The following is a 17877-nucleotide window of genomic DNA, read 5'->3' on the forward strand; positions in this document are numbered from 1 at the left end:
TGCGGCCGTGACGGCATCGCCGGCCCGGTGGCGCCCCAGCGTCAGCAAGGCGGCATAGAGCGCGGTCGCCCGCTTGGCGGGCGAGACGCCATATCCTGTTCAATCGAGGCTTTTCTTCTCATAGATGGTGGAGATGGCGCGACCGTCCCAGACATAGCAGAGATGACGTTCCTGTCTGCAATTCGACAGGAGCCGAGGCCGGAAGACAGCCGCGCACTCGCCGCCCTCGTCCCGCACGCTCGCATAAACCACACCATCTGATCCGGCATCGCGCAAGGCCCGCCCCAGGTCCTGAGACACAGCATAGCTTGTGGGGTGATAATAGGCGGGATGGCTGTCGCGCATCGCGCGGATATCGTGAAGATCGGCGTCAAGGTCGACGGCATAGACCCGCACGTCGATCTCCTGCGCGGGTTCTTCAGTCGCTGCCAAAAAACGCGTGCGATGATGCCTGGTTTCCGCGATCGCGGTCTCGATGGTCAAACTGGCATAGAATACGCCGTAGCTGCCATCGGTGAAGCGATCGCCTGCCGGGTTGAGATGGGTGAAGGCGGCCATGATCGGCGAGGTGCCCGGCCCCGCCACACGGTCCTCGGCCGGCACCAAAGTCAGTTCTCCCACCTCCTCGCGCAGACGATCATTGGTCATCGCCTCAATCCGGAACACCGCCTCCAGGTCGGCCGGATCGGCGACCGCCTCGAATAGCTCGATCGGGGGGAAACGGCTCGGGATGATCCGGTAGCAGGGTTGCCACCGGACAGCGGAGACGGGAATGGACACGATCAACCGCGCTGCGCGTCGATATACTGGCGTACCACATAGAGGTCTGCGACATTGCCCGAGGACATCCGGTCGAGCGCTGAACGCCCGGCGAAGATCGGGGCCGTGTTGGGCTTGCGCACCCACTCGTCCGCCGTTTTGGGCAACAGGATATGCAGCCCCTTGTAGATGCCCATGACGTAGGAAATGCGCTCAAGCGCATCCTTGGAAAGGGCAGCAATGGCACCCCGTTTCCAGGCCTGCAGCGTAGACCGGCTGTCGAGACCAAGCAGTCGCATCTGCTCCTGCTCCTTCAGCCCCCATGCCTCGGCGATGCGGAAGAAGGTCCGCAGCGCCGGACCGGTAAGGTCCTTACGATCCTTTGCTTTGACGACCGACGCGACAGCCATGATGCCTTGTCTCCTTTCAAGGCAGATATGTTTATATTGTGAACATATGTCAAGATTGAGTGTATAATACGATCAATTCGTAATGACCAACCCATCACATGGCAGGACTGAATGAGGAAGTTCCACCCACAGACCGGGGCCGCACGCTGCCCTGGCACGCGTCCGTGATCGTCACCTTCGGCCGTGACGGCATAGCTGGCCCGGTGGCGCCGCAGCACCAGCAAGGCGGCATAGAGCGCGGTCACCCACTCATGTGGGCGAGACGCCATGTACATGGGACAAGCCGCCGCCCTCTCACCACAAGTTCTCTGAGACAGTGGCGTGGCAACCATGACGCCTGCGCAATCTGCTCCCAGCTGGCTCTGACCGGGATCGCTGGCGCTTCCCTTCTCCGCAACAACGCGCCACACTGACCGTGGCTCTGCCCGGGTGGTCGGCGCTGTGTCCAGGCGGTTCGCGCTAAGGGCGTCGGCGGTTGTTTCCAAGCGACTTCTCAACGCCCGGGCGGGGCTATCCATTGAGCCGCGGAGTCTTCAGCGATATGCTTGGGGCATTCGCCGATAGGACAAATATGCGCGTCGACCTCGATCATCTTCCCGAAGTACAGCAGGCCGAGCTTGCACGCGTCCGTGAGACGTTGATGACCGAGTTTTCGCAGGCGATTTCCGGCGCTACCCAGCCGTGGAAGCGCAACGGGCGCATTCTCAAGATCATCCTGTTCGGCAGTTATGCGCGCGACGATTGGGTCGATGAGCCGGAGAACGGTTATCAGTCGGATTTCGACCTGCTGATCATCGTCAATCACGACAGCCTGACCGACATTGCCGATTATTGGTATATCGCCGAGGACAAGATCCTGCATGACCCGGCGATTGGCCGCCCGGTCAACATCATCGTCCACACGCTACAGGAGGTGAACCAGGCGCTCGAACGCGGCGAGTATTTCTGGGTTGATATCGTCCGCGACGGCATCGTCCTTTATGAACTGCCCCACCACGCTCTGACCGCGCCCAAGCCGCTCGCCCCGATCGACGCGTATGAGATGGCGAAACGGTATTTTGATGATCAGATACTGTCGGCAGACAACTGGCTTCAGATGGCGAAGCTTGCCCGGGAACAGGGCGACGAGCGCGATTGGCGCAACAAGGCCATATTCAATCTGCATCAAGCCACTGAAACGGCTTATGCCTGTTTCTTGCTGACCCGTACGCTCTACTTTCCACGCTCTCACAACATCAAGTTTCTGCGCTCTCTGGCCGAGGACAAAGAGCCCCGTCTGATTGACGCATGGCCGCGTGAGACACGACTGGACCGCCGACGCTTCGAATTGCTCAAGCGTGCCTATGTCGAGGCGCGCTATTCCGCGAGCTTTGTGATAGACGCCGACGACCTGGACGCCGTTGCGTCATCAGTGAAGCAACTTCGCGATATCGTTGAAGCGCTGTGCCATGAACGTCTGGCGCTGCTGCGAACTGATGCAGGCATCTGACGGCGCGGCAGCACCACCCCATTCCGAGAACGGCGGGCGCCCCCGGGAAGCGGCAAGCCCATGCGGTAATGCGCGGCTCCTCAGTTCGTCTCTGTTATCCAAGGCCTTTCGGTGACATTTCTGGCTTTGATGGGCATGGCTTGCAGTTTGGCAAAGGCGGTATAGTCTGTTCGCGCGCCGCAATCAGGGCGGCGCCGAGGCGTGAGAACCTCGCTTGGGACAAGTCACCGGTTGCTTGCTGCGGCCGGGTGGCCGGCGTGCATGTCCAGGCTGTGCGCGGCTAAAGGCGTCGGCGCGTGTTTTCCCAAGCGCGTTCTCATCACCCGGCTTTCTAAAGGCCGAGCCTCGCTAGCGGAGGCCGGTCGATGGAGAAAACTGCAGGTTTCGATTGTCTGGAGGGGTGGCGTTGCCGCCCCAGCCTGGCGTGCGAGTGAACCCGACCGAGACCGAGCGCCTTAACGCGGCCGCAGCGGACGCCGCTGACGAGGAAGTTCGGCAGGTGGCGGATGTGGCGGCGCTTTACGAGGCCGAGGCCCCGCGCTTGTGGCGGTTTTTCCGGCGGCGCACCGCGTCTCCCGACGAGGCGGAGGACCTCGTCCACGAAACCTTCACCCGGGCGCTGGGACAAGGTCCACGAACAAGGGTTCGCAATCCCGGTGGCTATCTGACGCGCATCGCCCAGAACCTGCTGCGCGACCGCGCTAAGATCGCCCGGAGGCGATCGGCTGATCTGCACGTGTCGGCCGATCCTGATCTTCCTGCCGGAACTGACCCGGTGCACCTGCTGGAGGTGCGCAACATGCTTGACCGGCTGGAGGTTGTCATGCTGGAGCTTCCCGAAACCACACGGGAGGTTTTCATGGCACACCGCCTCGAAGGGCTAACTTATACCGAGATTGCAGGGCGCACCGGCCTCACGGTCAAGCAGGTCGAAAAGGCGATCGCCCGCGCCATGGTCGCACTCGACCGCGGGCTTGGTCCGCGCTGATGGCGCCGCCACCGCCGGAAACTTCGCCGGACGACGACGTACGTCTTGCGGCCGCCGAATGGTTCGCACGGATGCGTAGCCCCGACGCCGAGCGGCATCGCGCTGAATTCGACACCTGGTATCGCGCGGATCCCGCCCATGCAGCCGCCTATAACCGGATGCGACTTCGGTGGGACCAAGGCAGACTCGTCGGCCATACGCCTTCGGGACAGGGGCGAAAGGGGCTGCCCGCCCCACCCCGCCGCCGCTTTCGGCTCCGCGCTCTCGCGCTCGCGGCGACGCTCGCCGCAATGCTGGTGCTCGGCGCGGTGCTCATTTCGGCTTGGAGTACGTTGCCGGATGCAGGTCCGGGCGTGCAGATCGCTGCCAGCGATACCCTTGAAACCCCGCGCGGGGATATCAGACGCGTGTCGCTCGCCGATGGCTCTGTGGTTACGCTCGACAGCGACAGCCGCATTTCCGTAGCCTTCTCGTCTGGCGAGCGACGATTGCGCCTCGTTGCCGGACGCGCCCGCTTCGAAGTCGCGCATGATGCCGGCCGCCCCTTCATCGTCGCGGCAGGCGGCGGCGAAGTCGTTGCGACCGGCACCCGGTTCGACGTCTCGCTGATCGGCGGCCGGCCGCGCGTGCGGCTGATCGAAGGCTCGGTCGAGGTTCGCCGATCGAAGTCCGGCGCGGCGGGTGATGCTGCGGCCCCTGCGGTGCGATTGAAGCCGGGACAAATGGCTTTGGTCGATAGGCCCGCGTCGCCTGAGACCGCACCAGCTGCAGGGGAAAGCTGGGTCTCGGGAACGCTGAGCTTCGAAAACGCGCCGCTTGAGAACGTGCTTGCCGAAGCCAATCGCTACGCCGCCCGCCAGGTCCGGCTTGGCGACCCCGGGCTCGGCAAGCTGCGCTTTACCGGAGGCTTCCGCGCCGGCGATCCCGACCAGCTGGCACAGGCGCTGGCCACTGCTTTCGGATTACGCGTCGACCATGATCCGCAAGGCAATGCGGTACTCATGCGCCCCTGACCCGACAGGGATCGCGAAAAAATATTGTGCGCGCCCCGGGGGGGGGAACCCGCGCCGCTGTCGTCATGTCCCCCAAGCGATCCGCACGGTGCGGGCGCGGGGGAATTAGTGGCATGGGGCTTTGCGGATATCACTTGGTTCAGTTGGGAGTTTCGGCGGTCGCCATGTGCATGGCGATGCCCGCATGCGCACAGAGTGGCGAGCGGCAGCAATATGACCTGCCGGCGCAGGACCTCGCGCGCTCGGTCCGCGACGTGGTCGATCAGTCGGGCGCGACGATCGTTGCGTCCGCCGACATGCTCGGGGGACTGCGCGCGCCTGCATTGCGCGGTGATTTCACCCCCGAGCAAGCACTCGCCCGGCTAATCGCCAACACGCCCTTGATGGTCGCACGCGTCGGTGACGCCCTTGTCCTTCAGCATGTCCCTGCCGACCGGGTGCAGTCCTCGGCGGCAGCGGGTGCCGGTGACGACGAAATCCTCGTCACCGGCACCCGCATTCGCGGTCGGGCGCCTGCGGGCGCGGCGGTCACGACGATCGACCGCCGTGACATCGAACAAAGCGGCTATGGGACGACGCAGCAGATCCTCCAGGCGCTGCCGCAGAATTTCGGGGGCGGACCTAACGAGACCACCATCGAGACCAATCGCGGCAATGCCTCACTCAATCAAAATTATGGGTCCGGGGTTAATCTCCGTGGGCTCGGTACCGGATCGACGCTCGCTCTGCTCAACGGAGAACGCCCTCCGATGGCCGGTTTTGCCGGTGCTTTCACTGATCTTTCGATGATCCCGACGATCTCCATCCAGCGCATCGAGATCCTGCCTGACGGTGCCTCCGCGCTCTACGGATCCGATGCGGTCGCGGGCGTGGTCAACATCATTCCCCGAACTCAGTTCGAAGGGTTGGAGGCTACCGCCCGCTACGGGCTCGCCGATGGCTTCGATGAGCTTCAGGCAGGCGCCATCGGTGGCAAGCGCTGGCAAAGTGGCAATTTCGTCATCGCCTATGATTTTTACCGACGCGACCGCCTGGCGGTCGCCGATCGATCCTATATAAGTGAAGACTTGCGTAGGTTCGACGGCGGCGGAGACTATCGGGCGAACTACGCCAATCCCGGTACCATCGTTTCCGGCGGCCAGACTTTTGCGATCCCCGCTGGACAGGACGGTGGCAATCTCGCCGCGTCGGACCTCGCAGCAGGAACACAGAACCTGCAGGACCAATGGTTGGGCGCGGACGCGCTACCGTTTCAGGAACGCCACGCGCTGTTTGCGGCCATGCAGCAGGAACTCGCGCCAAACCTTGAATTCTACGCCCAGGCGCTGTTCGGCAGTCGCCAGTTCGATCGGCGTCTCCGCGCCTCAAGCAACAACGCGCTGCGCACCGTCCCGGTCACCAACCCCTTCTATATTGATCCGATCGGCACCAACCAACCAATCCAGGTCAGGTACAGCTTCGTTGAGGATCTGGGACCGGAGACGCTGCGCGGTCGATCAGAAGCACTCGGCGCCAGTTCTGGACTCCGGTTGGACGTCGGGAAATGGTCATTCGACGCGCATGCGACCTATGGCACGCAGCGCGAAGACTCGGTCTTCTACAATCGGGTCAATACCGCTCGCCTTGCCGCAGCACTCGCCGACACGAACCCCGCGACGGCCTACAACCTCCTCGGCGACGGAGCGAACACCAATCCGATAACGATTGATTCCATCCGGGGAAGCACCAGTGACAGCGGGCGTTACACGATGGTGTCTGGACTAGTGCGTGCTGATGGCCCGCTGTTCCGGCTTCCCGCTGGTGATGCTCAGCTCGCTCTAGGAGGCGAATACCGACATGAGCGGTTTCGCGACAGTCCCGCGATCAGCGATACAACAACGTTGACCCCCGTCGAGCTTGCGCCGACGCCGATGCCCGACCCGCGGCGGGTCACCGCCGGCTATGCCGAGCTTCTCCTGCCGTTGGCGGCTCCGGACCTCGGTCTTGTCGGAGTGCGACGGCTCGATCTGTCGGCGGCGGTGCGCTTCGAGCATTACAGCGACTTCGGAGACACAACCAATCCTAAACTAGGACTATCCTGGCAGCCCTTTGAGGGTCTGACCTTGCGCGGAACCTGGGGTACCTCTTTCCGCGCGCCGACTTTCAACGACCTGCGCCCGGACCTGGCATCTCCGCTTCAGTTTGCGATCGGCCTTACTGACCCGACATCGCCAACCGGCATTACCTATGCGCTGATTCTGCGCGGCACGGTTCCGGACCTCGGGCCCGAACGTGCGACCAGCTGGACCGCGGGATTCGATTTCGAACCTAGTTTTCTCGCTGGGCTGACCGCCCGATTGACCTATTTCGATATCGACTATCGCGACAGGATCGCCAGTCCGGCCTCCGAAACGCTGAATTTTCTTATAAACCGGGCGACCTACGCCTCGATCATCGATGCCTCTCCTGACCCGGCAACTGTCGCGGCCTATTTCTCGGGGCCAGGCTATGTAGCATTGTTTCCGATAACAGCGTCTCAGGTGACGACAATCATCGACGCCCGGACCCAGAATCTTGCCAGGCAAAATCTTAACGGATTCGATTTCGATCTCGCTTATCGCAGCGAGTTCGCCGACGGTTCGCTGGAAGTGGGAGTCGGTGGCAGCTGGCTTTCAGGCTTTCGCCAGGCGCTGACCGGGGATGCGCCGGAGATCGACATTCTTGATACGCTCGGCAACCCCGTCGATCTGCGGTTCCGCAGCCGTGCCAGCTACTCGGGAAAGCGCTTCGGTGCGGCGTTGGTCGTCAATTATGTCGACGGCTATGAGAACCGCAGCGACGCCGTGCCGCAACAGGTCGACGCCTGGGTCACTGTTGACGCACAGCTCAGCTATCGCCTCGCTGCTGATCACGGGCCGCTGGCAGGCACAACGCTTGCCCTGAGCGCGAGCAATCTGCTCGACAATGATCCTCCCTTCACCGTCAATAATCTCGGACTCACAACGATCGGTTATGATCCGGAGAATGCGAGCCCGGTGGGACGTGTTGTCGCGCTCCAGGTAACCAAAACATGGTAATGCTGGCTGCGACATTCCTGTGGGCGGCAGCAAGTCCGTCCGCATCCTCGCCAGACTCGTGCCGCGAACGATTGCTACCGCCGGTGGCGGAGCAGCTTGAACCGCGACGCGCGGTAACGGCACGCGATATCATTGAGTTGCGCGATTTTGGCGATCCCTGGCAGGACCCGTCGATGGATCCGCCGTTCGCCTTGTCTCCGGACAGGCGCCATATTGCCATCGCACTGCGTCGTGCCGACATTTCCAGCAACAGCTATTGCTATGGCATCATGCTGTTGTCGCTCGACGATGGGACCAGGCGCTTGCTCGACGAAGGCGGCGAGCCCTTGATCATGAGCAGCGACTATTTCGGACGGGCCGACAAGCCGAACGGGACTGTGACCAGTTCGCCTCTTGCCTGGTCGCCCGACGGGCAATGGGTCGCCTATATGCGACGCGATCACGGTCGTACCCAGGTCTGGCGGGTAGCGCTGGAGGGAAACACCGCGGAACAGGTCACACATGCGCCGGTCGACGTACGTCGCTTTTCGTGGTCGTCCGACGGGACCGCTATCCACTTCACGACACGTCCGGGAATACCGGACGCGATCGCTACTTTCGCAGAGGAAGGCCGGAGTGGCTTCCATTTCGATGAGCGCTTCTGGCCGCTCAGTGCAAACCGACCGCTCCCACAAGGGGATGTGTCGTTTGTCGAGCAGACGATCGATCTCACTACGCATGCGGTAAGTTCAGTCCAGGCTTCGTCCGTGCGCGCGTCGGGCAAGGCTGATGCCATAACCCGGCCTGACGACCCGGCGACGCTGGCGTGGCTGGGCACCGACCAGCCGACGGCTTTCCTCTCTCCCATCCGCCTGAAGACGAGCTCGCAGGGGCGTGAGCAGGTCTGCTCTGCGCCTGCTTGCACCAATGTCACCGGCTTTTGGTGGGATCGCGACGGGAGCATTCTGTTCCTTCATGACGAGAGTAATTCGGGTGGCGGACGGCTGACCCTCTACCGCTGGAGACCCGGTCCAACGCTGCCAGTGCGGTTATGGCAGACTGACGCCCTGCTGATCGGCTGCGTCCTACTCGAACCTTCGTTTTTTTGCGCGCAGGAAGCGGCAGACCAGCCAAGAAGGCTCGTTCGCGTTGCGGTCCGCAATGGCGCGATCACGCCGCTCTTCGATCCGAACCCCGAATGGACAGCCCTTCGCACCGGTTCGGTCGAAACGCTTGCGGCGGTTTCGGCCGATAGCGCACCGGGTTTTGCGCGTCTCGTCCTTCCGCCGGATTATCGACCGGGTGAACACCATCCGCTGGTCGTGGTTCAATATACCAGCCGCGGGTTTCTGCGCGGCGGAACCGGCGATGAGTATCCAATTCACCTGCTTGCCGACCGCGGCTATGCCGTGCTCAGCTTTCACAAACCACCTCAGCCGGGTGCTGATCCGCCGTCGCCAGATCTCGATACCTTCGTGCGCCGCAATCTGGCCGGGCTCGCTGAACGGCGGCGAAACTTTACAGCGTTGACTGCAGCGATCGACGCGGCGATCGCACGCGGTGTGGTCGACCCCGAACGTGTCGCGATCACCGGACTCAGCGACGGTGCAAGTACGGTTGCCTATGCCATGCTGCACAGCCGCCGGTTCGCGACGGCTATCCTCAGCACCTGCTGCGATGAACCTAGCTTCACGCAGTTTCTTTCAGGCCCAGCCTATGCGGCTAGCACCGAAAAATGGGGATACCCAGGATATGGCGAAGAAGGCTTCTGGCCCGACTTCTCGCTGGCCCAGAACGCCGAGAAGGTGGCGACACCGCCAATCCTCATCCAGGCCTCAGACGAAGAGTATCGGATGGCGCTGGAGACAGTCGCAGCACTACGTGCAGCGCAGCGCCCGATAGACATGTACGTCTTCCCCAACGAGATGCATATAAAATGGCAGCCGGAGCATCGTGCGGCGATCTATGCAAGAGTGATCGACTGGCTTGATTTTTGGCTGCGCGGCAAAGAGGATGCCGTCCCGGCAAAGGAGACTCAGTATCGCCGGTGGCACGCGTTGGCGGAGTCCGTTCCCGCGCGAGCGTCCGCCTTACCCGACCCATGATCGTGCCCATACCTCTGCATCCACGAGGCCGAGGATGCGCCCGGCGCTTCGGCTGGATACCGGCGATTCCGGGCGAAGCTGCTGATCAATCAATGCTCGGTCCAGCAGCCCATTTTCGGAGAGGAGGCCATCGAGCAGCATTGCGCGGACCTGATCCTTGCGAGATTCCAGGATGCGCGAAATCATACCGGCGAAACTTCCTTTGCCCTGTCGCCCGAGAATGTCCTTCGGCAGGTCATCGGCGAAGGCAGCGCGAGCAACCGCACGATTGCGGCCGCCCGCACACCAATGCCAGCTCGGGATCGCAAGACAGGTCTCGATAATCGGTTGCGAAAGCAAAGGGGCAATCAGTGGCGCATGCGCCAGGCGAGCATGGCCCTCCAGATAATTCTGAATACGCAGGATGGCAGCGACATGCGCGCAGCTCCCCGGCGCAGATCGGTCGCAAGCCGCAAGCCAGGGGTGTGGAAGCGGTCGAGCTGTGTCTGTCACAACATCGGCAGAGAGAAAATCCGGTGTCCAATGCCATTCCGAATGCGCCGAGCGCTGGAAGCTTCCGCGTATGGACTTGATGAGCACCTCCCACCTCCCGACTTCGCATACCTGCGCAATATCGGCAGCTGTTTTCCAACTTGCGAACGGATTGCGCGAACGCAGGCGATCGCGAACCGGTGCGACCGATGACAGGAAGCAGAAGACATTGTCGCCGCCATTGCCGGTAAAAAAAGCATCCGCTCCGATGCGCCGCGCAGCATCCCAACTCAGACGATCCGTCTCCTGGATAAAGCTGCGTGCGTGCGGTCGCGGCAGATGCGCCGCAGCGGAGACTTCGAGCCGGACTGCACTGGAATCCGGGAAAACCACCTCAAAGGACATGCCGAGATGTTCCGCAACGCGGCGCGCATAGTCGGTTTCATCGAGGTCTGCGCCAGAAGCTCTGTAACTAAGACAGTGAAACCTGCTGCCCGCTTCAGCGAGTGCAGCGGCGACGATGCTCGAATCCAGACCTCCCGACAGCTCGAGCAGCGGCCGCTCGAAACGTTTTGCCCATGCTGTAACGCCGCGAAGTATCGCATCGTGCAGTCTATCGGATGCAGTCTTGAAGGCTCCGATTGGCGCAGTAATGTACGGCTCAGGTGACCATATCGTCTGGATGCCTACCCTGTCCGTGCTGATCACCGCCATTGTCCCTGGCAACAGCTCGCGAACTTCCGCCAGACAAGTCTGTTCGGGTCGCGATTCTCGATAGAGCAACAACGCGCCAAGCGCCTGCCAATCCACCGCAAAATTCCGTTCTGTCATTTGCGAAAGCAGTGCGGCGTCCGAGGCAAAGCCCCAACCTTCTTCGAGCTGTGTAAAATAGCAGGGATTAGGACCCGACGCACCGCGGAGGACCGAAATGCCCTCTGGCGAATGCGCAAAAACGATATAGGCTCCCCAGCATGCGTCAGGCAGGTCGTTGAGCACTGCGATCCTTTGGGCGGTGCTCCTGCCATCCTCGCCGGATCTCCTGAAGAGCTCTCCTACGATGACACCGGGCGTCGCCTTTAGCCTTGTCATCTGCAGATCCCTGTCCGCAATCAGGGTCAACCAAGGCAGTTGGCAAACGCAGGACATGCCTTGTTCCGCGCCTTTGGCGATCGCCTCTTCGATCACCGACGCTGGCGCATCGATCAGTGCGGCGTAGCGGCGAGACATATTACGCGGATTGGTGTGTATCGAACGACATGGTCGAGCGTATCGTTGAGCAATGTCGTGCCGGTTTGGACCCAGCAATGCGCACCGAAGGGATGCACGGTCACGCCAAAGGCAAGCGTTATCGCATGGCCGTACCGGCCGAGGAACATCGACAAAGCCAATGAATCCGGGAGGCACGATGTCTGATGTTTGGGGAACCAGGCACGAATTCGCGCGAATTCTTCAGCCAGGTCAGTGACCGAAACGCGCGATGCGAACTGCTTACCCCCAGCATTGCGGCGCGAGGCCTCGGCAACGAGTGTCCGTAAGGGCGTCCGTCGCACTTGTCGTCGCATCCATGCCAGAATCAACGCCGCTTCAACAGCGCGCGTGACGCGGAAGCGATCTCTTGAATCAAGGAGCGCGAGGGCTTCGGTGGGAGCCGGCAATGCGCAAGGCTGCACATTACCAGGATCGTCTTGTCCGGCGGGGACGACGAGTTCGTTTTTAATCAGAGTCTCGGGCATGGCGGTGCTGGCGTCACTTTGTTCGCTCCACTGACGAAACGCGCAATTTACGCTGCGAGGGAGCGCAAAGTAGCGGTCGCGCGACAGGTCGAGAAACACGGCCTGTCCATCCACCCAACAAAAGCTGACATGTTCGGCGAGACGCCACATGGGGAAATCCGTTGATAGGCTGGCGCGCCAGGCGGCGCGCCAGCGCAGGCGGGTTCGTCAATCGTCGGCGATGCCGGCGACACGCTGCAGTCCGCCAATATCGAACGGCTCGAGGCCGTCGCCCTGGGTCTCGACGCTGGCGACGCCGAGATCGATCAGTTCGTGGCAAAGGTCTTGCATCTGCATGATCATCTCCTTGGTTCCACCGCCATGATTCGCGGCAGTCCAAGAGTCCGGACCGCGCTGACAAATCCCAAATTTATATGGAGCATATTTGCAGGAAGTTCGTCGGCAATATCTTAACCATGCGCGCGGTAGCGCAGCCGCAGTAGCTCAGGCACCGCAGCGATCCGCCGTCGATGGTAGCGCCCGAGCAGGACACGGATCTCGCGGCTTTCGGCTTGGGCCAAGGCGGCGAGCTCGTCGCCGCAATCGTTGAACCAGTGTTCCTCGCCGATGCGCACCGCATGCAGCCGGTCATTAAGAGCGTGGATCGCCGCGAGCTGCTCGCAATTGCCCGACAGCCGCGCAATCCCCGCGAAGATCCCGGCGGCGCGTTCGGCAATTGATGCGGGCAGGCCCGCCGCAGTGTTTCCCACCGGTGGATCGACAGGACGCGGCGCGGCGAGAAGCAGTTGCAGATTCCAGGCATAAAGGTCGCGCAGGTCGGGTTCCGTAAGCAAGGGCACCTGGAAGCCCTCGCCCGCCGCATCGACCATGCGCTCGCCGGTCAGCCGATAGAGTGCATCGCGCACCGGGGTGATGCTCGCGGCGAGCTCGTCGGCAAGCGCCGCCGGATCGAGCCGCGCTCCGGGCGATCTGCGCCCCTCGCGCAGCATCTGCTTGAGGCCGCTATAGACCCGATCGAACACCGGTGCCGCATTCATCGCGAAGCACTCAGCGACTGCCGTCAGTATCGTCGAGGCTGCGGCGGAACGCGCCGACCATCTCCTCTTGGTCAGGTCGCAACGCATCGACCGCACCGATCCGGTCGGGAAGGCGCTCGCCGAGCAGCACCGAAGGACACAGCCCTTCCCAATTGCCAAGATTTGGACGATGCTGGCGATAGCCGACCAGTGCGGCGAGCTCGGGCGAGAAATGACGCGCTACCTCGGGCGGATAGGCTAGCCACTGATTTTCATAGGGCTTCAGCCAGCCAAGCGAATAGGAGACAATCAATCCGCGCCGGATTTTGTCGGTTCGATTTCCACCCGCACCGTGGAGCGTCGATCCGAGAAAGATCAGCGCCGATCCCGGCACCATCTCGACAGCGAGATTATTCGTTGGCTGGTCGGCATCAAGCGCATGCGAACCTTGGCTGCCAGGATAGACGAGCGTCGCACCGTTTTCCTGCGTGTAGGGTGTGAGCGGCCACATTACATTGACCAGATATTCGACCTCGCCCTTCACCCCTTCCCACATGTCCTGGTCGCGGTGCGGCACTTGCCGCAGGGCGCCAGGATGGATTTCGATTGCCTGGGTGAGGTTAAGCTGGATCGTGTCGCACCAAGCCCCCAGCGCACGCTCGACAAGATCAATGATCAGCGGATGCTGGACAAACGCAGACGCATGCTGCGAGCGCGTCAGCAGGCGACCGAAGCGTTTGGTTCGCTCGCCATAGAAATCGCCGCGGCAAAATTCGGTCGCCGCGAATTGCGGGGCGAGATCGGCATTGAGCGCCGCGACCTGCACGGGCGATACCAGGTCTTGCACGACGCAATAGCCGTGTATGCGAAGCTGCGTCTGCCAGTGATGGGCGGTGCAAGACGCGCGCTCAATTTGCAATGCCATTATCTTCTCCTCACGCGGCGCAGCGGATGGGTTGCGACGGGACGCACGGTTCACAAACAAGACCGGCGCGCGCGAGCAGGGTCGGCGTCTCGGGGGTGATCGCAATCCGCAACGCGCCGAGCAGTGTCCTCCCATTCTCGCGGAGCAATCCCAGCGGCTCGCATTGCCAGCCGAAGGCAAGGATCTGCTGCAGCCAGGAGATCCCGGCGACACCGGTATAGACCTCGACGCCGTTTGCCAGCGCATGATCGGCAAGCGCAAAGACCAGGGTGTCGCGCACGTGGCGACGTTGACGGGCATTCTGGCGCGGATCCAGTGAAAACCGCGTGATTTCTCGTATTGTCGGGCCGGTCGGCACTGCATTCTCGCAAAGTTCCGGAAACAGCGTGTCGAGGATATGTGGTCGATCGGTTTCAAGCAGCCTGGCCGAGCCGAGATGTTGGCCGCTCTCATCGGAAAGAATGAGATAGACAGCGTGAGGATCGTCGAACTGATCCACCTCAAAGCGCCCGGCTACCACCGGGACATCCCAGCCTAGCAGGTCGACGAAGATCCGCTTGCGCGCTTCGAACATGGTGGCAAGGAGACCGTCGGACACGCCCTCTGCGCCACTTAGGGTCGTCAAATACATGGTTTTCGCTCCCGTCTGATGGACGGAGTGATCCTCTCTTCAGACGACCATGCGGCCTATCCCCAGTTCTGGGGATTGGCTCGCTCTAGCGCCGGAAAATATCGCTGAACGAAATCAATCCGTCGAACAGGGCGCGCACCGCAAGCACTGAGCGCTTGGGCACGTCGTAGCGTTCACGGGCCTGTTTGAGATGCTGGGTGACCGTTTCCTGGCTCAACCCAAGAATCCGCGCGATCTCCCAATCGGTCTTGCCGCGCGCCATCCATAACACGCAGTCGCGCTGGCGTTCGGTGAGCGTGGGCGCATGTGTATTGAGGCTCCGCATACCGTTGATTCGGCGCGCTGCCTCGAAGGCGAATGCGCCTGCCAATTGCGCGAGTGGCAGAATGTCGACCAGCACGCAGCGGCCAGGCGCCACAGCGAAAGAACAGGAGCCCGTCGCTTCGCCCGGGACATGCGCGGGAACGGTGAAGCCATCTCCGATCCCGCGCTCGCGCGCGCATTGGAGCACATGCCGATCGTTCGTCGTGAGCCGGATGAGCTCGGGCACCTGCTGCCAGGTGAAACCGATGCTTGTCGCCTGACTGGCGCGGTGGACGGGATCGCTTACCCCGAGGCGGCGCGCATCGAACCAGGCGACCCAGTCGTCGGGATAGTTGTGCAGGCGCACCGCTGCATGGCCAGCCGACGCGAAATCGACATGATGGGTCAGTGCGAAATAGTCGAACCCCATGTTACTTGAGACACAAGCGAGCGCCTGTACCAGATCGGCGTTCGTCGACGCCTGTCGTGCCAGACCGAAAAACTCTCTGGCCATGCCTAGTCCACTCATCATCAGCATCGATCGCGGAGGCGTTTCCCAACCCGCCGGTGCCCGCCAATCGCCTTTTGTAGGCTCGGAGGTTTCGCTCTCATGTCGCGTGCCCGAACCCGCTACACTACCGACTTCCCGATCCCGTTGGCGCACTCCCCATTTCAGGGGAAAGCGCAGCGCTCCAAAGCATGTTGTGTTTGAGGTATATTTATGGAGACGCCGATCATGCTCTATTTGGCACCATCTCTTTCCAAATTGCAAATATTTGTGAGCTTTTCTCAGCCTATTTACGGAGGAAGTGATTGCAGATTCGCTATCAATACTTTGAATAACGGCTGACCGGGTTGTGAAGCGGGCGCCCGACGGAATCGACCCCCAAGCCTATCGCTGGCTTACATCGCTCGACCGCCACGGTTGGGCCTGGGAATGGTTGCGGCGCGATCCTGACTATTACGGTGTCCGACGACCGGAGACCCAAGCCTCTGTGGAGCCGCTTGTCCTTCCTGCTGGCTGCTCTGATCCGCAGCGGGGGTTGCTCTTTCGCCGAGGACCCCAACCGCTCGGCCCGGGACGCAGTAATTCTCTTTGACGCTGCAACCGACGCATGGGTGCTACCCTGCGAAATTGTCGACAGCGACGCGGAGCCTGTCGACCTCCTGCGTACTGGTTGCTTTTCGGCGCTGCTGCGCGGCGATGCCCTATGCGAACATGTACTCCTCTCTGACGGCATTCGCCGTGTGCGCCTTGATGTGCAGGGCGGGAGTTTGCGCGATGGCCCGGCGGTGCTGCGGTTTTGCTTCACCGGATTGGACAGGTTCGGCGCGCCGCTGATGACGCTTCGCCGGCTTGCCGCCTTCGAGAGGTTAGGGCGCATGCCACGCCATTTGTTCCCCGCCGAACGGTGTGCGGACCGCTGGACGCTGGCGCTGCGCGCGCGCGATGCGAAAGCGCACGGCGCGAGCCAGCGTGAAGTGGCCGAAGTGTTGTTCGGAGCCGGATCCGTCCGGCGCGATTGGGACGCAGCGTCAGATCATCTGCGCTCCAGGATCCGGAGGCTGCTACGCTTGGGTATTGGAATGACTGCGGGCGGGTGGCGGACCTTGCTCGCTCCTGCTTCGACCGGAGTCTCACAAGCGAAAGATGGAGAGGACAAGACAGGTAGTCGCTCATCTGTCCTTGGCTGAGAAGCAGGATCAACGGTCGGCCCTTGCCGTCGCAGACAGCGTGAAGCTTGGGGTTCAGCCTGCCTTTGGAGCGCCCGATACGTCTGGGAAGATGCCCTTTTTTAGCGGCTTGCCGCCTTCCGGTGCGCTTTGAGGTGAGTGGCGTCGATCATCTGCTGGTCCGGCTTCAGCGGATGAACGGGTTGTAATCATCCACCCAGGCGGCGATCTCGACTCGTGCATGTCCATGCTGATGAACAGGGTCTCATGGAGAAGCTCGTCGCGCATACTTCCGTTGAAGCTCTCAACATAACCATTCTGCATGGGCCCTCCCGGCGCGCTGTAATGCCACTCCACGACGATCTCGCCGCACCATGCCAGCACGGCGTTGCTGGTGAGTTTGGCGCCCCCTTCGACAGGCTGAGGACTGGATTGTCGCTGACGATAATGCCGGGCTTGCCACGCCGTTCGATCAGCTCGGTCAGCTCGCGCACTACCCGGCGACCCGAAATCGAAGTGTCCGGCACGGCTGCCAGGCACTCCCTGGTCACCTCATCGACTACGATGAGCACGCGGAACCATCTTCCCGAAGCTATCTGGTCGTGAACGAAGTCCAGGCTCCAGCGCTGGTTCGGAGGTGCGAGAACCGGAGCAGGTGATCTCGTGCCTTAGCACGCCTGCGGCTGCGTCTTCGCCTGACCGCCAGCTCTTCCTCACGGCAGAGCCTCTGGGTCTTCTCGCGGTTGATCATGGTCCCCTCCCGGCACAGCACGATATGCAGACGACGATAGCCGAACCGGCGACGCTGGTTGGCCAGATCGCGCAGCCTCTTGCGCATACCAGCATTATGATCCCGTGCGGTATGGTAGCGCAGACTCTTGCGATCGACATCGATGACACGGCACGCCCGCCGTTCGCTAATGCCGTGACATACCTAGAGATGAGCGACAGCTTCCCGCTTGGCGGCGGGCGTCAGAACTTTTTTGCCAGAAGATCTTTCAGCGCAGCCTGGTCCAGCATCGCATCGGCCAGAAGCCGTTTAAGCTTCGCGTTCTCGGCCTTGAGTGTCCACAAGCGGCTCGACTCGGATACTTCAGGACCGCCATACTTGGCCTTCAAGTTGTAGATCGTTGCCTCAGGTACACCATGCTGCCGCGCCATGTCGGCGGTCTTCGCGCCGGCCTCCGCTCCCTTCAGCACCCCGATGATCTGCTCTTCCGTGAACCTCGTTCGCTTCATCGCTCCGACCTTCTCGTAGGGCCGAACTCTAATCAAGCTTGGAGGAAAATTAGGGGGGCACGTCACATCGCCTCGATCCGGAACAC

General features: G+C 61.9%; 16 protein-coding genes and 2 pseudogenes. 7 read left to right on the top strand and 11 right to left on the bottom strand.

The genetic code is table 11. From position 1 onward, the window contains the following. Positions 1 to 99: 99 nt before the first annotated feature. Both D2V17_RS01075 and D2V17_RS01080 read right to left on the bottom strand, forming a co-directional pair. Positions 100 to 780 carry an RES family NAD+ phosphorylase gene (locus tag D2V17_RS01075; RefSeq protein WP_119591377.1) on the bottom strand — a complete coding sequence of 227 codons (681 nt, stop codon included), beginning with the start codon at positions 778 to 780 and terminating at the stop codon, positions 100 to 102. Positions 781 to 782: 2 nt separating this feature from the next. After that, positions 783 to 1169: an MbcA/ParS/Xre antitoxin family protein gene (locus D2V17_RS01080; RefSeq protein ID WP_119591302.1), complete on the bottom strand. Its 387-nt coding sequence runs from the start codon at positions 1167 to 1169 to the stop codon at positions 783 to 785. A 571-nt stretch (positions 1170 to 1740) separates the two neighbouring features. Between D2V17_RS01080 and D2V17_RS01085 the strand changes: the two genes are divergently transcribed. The 5 genes from D2V17_RS01085 (at position 1741) to D2V17_RS01105 (ending at position 9799) form a co-directional block, all read left to right on the top strand. Then, complete coding sequence (locus tag D2V17_RS01085) at positions 1741 to 2658, top strand: HEPN domain-containing protein (protein ID WP_119591303.1); 918 nt, start codon at positions 1741 to 1743, stop codon at positions 2656 to 2658. A gap of 424 nt (positions 2659 to 3082) precedes the next feature. Then, on the top strand, positions 3083 to 3646 hold the full coding sequence (locus D2V17_RS01090; RefSeq protein ID WP_245978405.1) for an RNA polymerase sigma factor: 564 nt from the start codon (positions 3083 to 3085) through the stop codon (positions 3644 to 3646). After that, positions 3646 to 4659, top strand: a complete 1014-nt coding sequence (locus D2V17_RS01095; RefSeq protein WP_119591304.1) for a FecR family protein — start codon at positions 3646 to 3648, stop codon at positions 4657 to 4659. Before D2V17_RS01090 ends, D2V17_RS01095 begins: the two co-directional genes overlap by 1 nt. A 170-nt stretch (positions 4660 to 4829) precedes the next feature. Continuing rightward, on the top strand, positions 4830 to 7715 hold the full coding sequence (locus tag D2V17_RS01100; RefSeq protein ID WP_191229011.1) for a TonB-dependent receptor: 2886 nt from the start codon (positions 4830 to 4832) through the stop codon (positions 7713 to 7715). Between the two features lie 83 nt (positions 7716 to 7798). Then, positions 7799 to 9799 carry an Atxe2 family lasso peptide isopeptidase gene (locus tag D2V17_RS01105; protein ID WP_220474043.1) on the top strand — a complete coding sequence of 667 codons (2001 nt, stop codon included), beginning with the start codon at positions 7799 to 7801 and terminating at the stop codon, positions 9797 to 9799. On the opposite strand, the gene D2V17_RS01110 is transcribed toward D2V17_RS01105, so the two are convergent. From D2V17_RS01110 to D2V17_RS01140, 7 genes are all read right to left on the bottom strand, one after another. Further along, entirely contained in the window at positions 9785 to 11497 is a 1713-nt protein-coding gene (locus D2V17_RS01110) for an asparagine synthase-related protein (protein ID WP_119591307.1), read from the bottom strand. The two genes, D2V17_RS01105 and D2V17_RS01110, sit on opposite strands and share 15 nt — an antisense overlap. After that, on the bottom strand, positions 11473 to 12153 hold the full coding sequence (locus D2V17_RS01115) for a lasso peptide biosynthesis B2 protein (protein ID WP_119591308.1): 681 nt from the start codon (positions 12151 to 12153) through the stop codon (positions 11473 to 11475). Before D2V17_RS01115 ends, D2V17_RS01110 begins: the two co-directional genes overlap by 25 nt. Positions 12154 to 12210: 57 nt before the next feature. Beyond that, positions 12211 to 12339, bottom strand: coding sequence for a benenodin family lasso peptide (locus D2V17_RS01120; protein ID WP_245978407.1), 129 nt, complete (start codon positions 12337 to 12339; stop codon positions 12211 to 12213). Between the two features lie 113 nt (positions 12340 to 12452). Then, positions 12453 to 13040: a GntR family transcriptional regulator gene (locus D2V17_RS01125; RefSeq protein WP_191229012.1), complete on the bottom strand. Its 588-nt coding sequence runs from the start codon at positions 13038 to 13040 to the stop codon at positions 12453 to 12455. A 10-nt stretch (positions 13041 to 13050) separates the two neighbouring features. Further along, on the bottom strand, positions 13051 to 13944 hold the full coding sequence (locus tag D2V17_RS01130) for a phytanoyl-CoA dioxygenase family protein (RefSeq protein WP_119591311.1): 894 nt from the start codon (positions 13942 to 13944) through the stop codon (positions 13051 to 13053). A 10-nt stretch (positions 13945 to 13954) separates the two neighbouring features. After that, positions 13955 to 14575 carry an acyl-homoserine-lactone synthase gene (locus tag D2V17_RS01135; protein WP_119591312.1) on the bottom strand — a complete coding sequence of 207 codons (621 nt, stop codon included), beginning with the start codon at positions 14573 to 14575 and terminating at the stop codon, positions 13955 to 13957. Positions 14576 to 14660: 85 nt separating this feature from the next. Then, positions 14661 to 15392, bottom strand: coding sequence for a helix-turn-helix transcriptional regulator (locus tag D2V17_RS01140; RefSeq protein WP_245978409.1), 732 nt, complete (start codon positions 15390 to 15392; stop codon positions 14661 to 14663). A gap of 343 nt (positions 15393 to 15735) precedes the next feature. Between D2V17_RS01140 and D2V17_RS21990 the strand changes: the two genes are divergently transcribed. Both D2V17_RS21990 and D2V17_RS21640 read left to right on the top strand, forming a co-directional pair. Beyond that, a complete protein-coding gene (locus D2V17_RS21990; protein WP_425453603.1) occupies positions 15736 to 15978 on the top strand; it encodes a transcriptional regulator domain-containing protein in 243 nt (80 codons plus the stop codon). A gap of 241 nt (positions 15979 to 16219) precedes the next feature. Continuing rightward, complete coding sequence (locus D2V17_RS21640) at positions 16220 to 16573, top strand: DNA -binding domain-containing protein (RefSeq protein WP_281270526.1); 354 nt, start codon at positions 16220 to 16222, stop codon at positions 16571 to 16573. On the opposite strand, the pseudogene D2V17_RS21645 reads toward D2V17_RS21640, so the two are convergent. After that, positions 16548 to 16725, bottom strand: a pseudogene (locus D2V17_RS21645) (IS5/IS1182 family transposase); the annotation flags it as partial. The gene D2V17_RS21640 and the pseudogene D2V17_RS21645 overlap by 26 nt on opposite strands. Before the next feature lie 29 nt (positions 16726 to 16754). Then, positions 16755 to 17791, bottom strand: a pseudogene (locus D2V17_RS01150) (IS3 family transposase); the annotation flags it as partial. Positions 17792 to 17877 lie beyond the last annotated feature (86 nt).

Origin of the sequence: Aurantiacibacter xanthus, from assembly GCF_003584015.1 — a bacterium.
GTDB classification, from domain to species: Bacteria; Pseudomonadota; Alphaproteobacteria; order Sphingomonadales; family Sphingomonadaceae; genus Alteraurantiacibacter; species Alteraurantiacibacter xanthus.

What these genes read in the sequence shown, in the direction of transcription:
- D2V17_RS01125 (WP_191229012.1), bottom strand. Translation starts at nt 13,040, where the DNA reads ATGAATGCGGCACCGGTGTTCGATCGGGTCTATAGCGGCCTCAAGCAG.
- D2V17_RS01140 (WP_245978409.1), bottom strand. Translation starts at nt 15,392, where the DNA reads ATGGCCAGAGAGTTTTTCGGTCTGGCACGACAGGCGTCGACGAACGCC.
- D2V17_RS01120 (WP_245978407.1), bottom strand. Translation starts at nt 12,339, where the DNA reads ATGCAGATGCAAGACCTTTGCCACGAACTGATCGATCTCGGCGTCGCC.
- D2V17_RS01085 (WP_119591303.1), top strand. Translation starts at nt 1,741, where the DNA reads ATGCGCGTCGACCTCGATCATCTTCCCGAAGTACAGCAGGCCGAGCTT.
- D2V17_RS01135 (WP_119591312.1), bottom strand. Translation starts at nt 14,575, where the DNA reads ATGTATTTGACGACCCTAAGTGGCGCAGAGGGCGTGTCCGACGGTCTC.
- D2V17_RS01080 (WP_119591302.1), bottom strand. Translation starts at nt 1,169, where the DNA reads ATGGCTGTCGCGTCGGTCGTCAAAGCAAAGGATCGTAAGGACCTTACC.
- D2V17_RS01110 (WP_119591307.1), bottom strand. Translation starts at nt 11,497, where the DNA reads ATGTCTCGCCGCTACGCCGCACTGATCGATGCGCCAGCGTCGGTGATC.
- D2V17_RS01115 (WP_119591308.1), bottom strand. Translation starts at nt 12,153, where the DNA reads ATGTGGCGTCTCGCCGAACATGTCAGCTTTTGTTGGGTGGATGGACAG.
- D2V17_RS01095 (WP_119591304.1), top strand. Translation starts at nt 3,646, where the DNA reads ATGGCGCCGCCACCGCCGGAAACTTCGCCGGACGACGACGTACGTCTT.
- D2V17_RS21640 (WP_281270526.1), top strand. Translation starts at nt 16,220, where the DNA reads ATGACGCTTCGCCGGCTTGCCGCCTTCGAGAGGTTAGGGCGCATGCCA.
- D2V17_RS01100 (WP_191229011.1), top strand. Translation starts at nt 4,830, where the DNA reads ATGGCGATGCCCGCATGCGCACAGAGTGGCGAGCGGCAGCAATATGAC.
- D2V17_RS01130 (WP_119591311.1), bottom strand. Translation starts at nt 13,944, where the DNA reads ATGGCATTGCAAATTGAGCGCGCGTCTTGCACCGCCCATCACTGGCAG.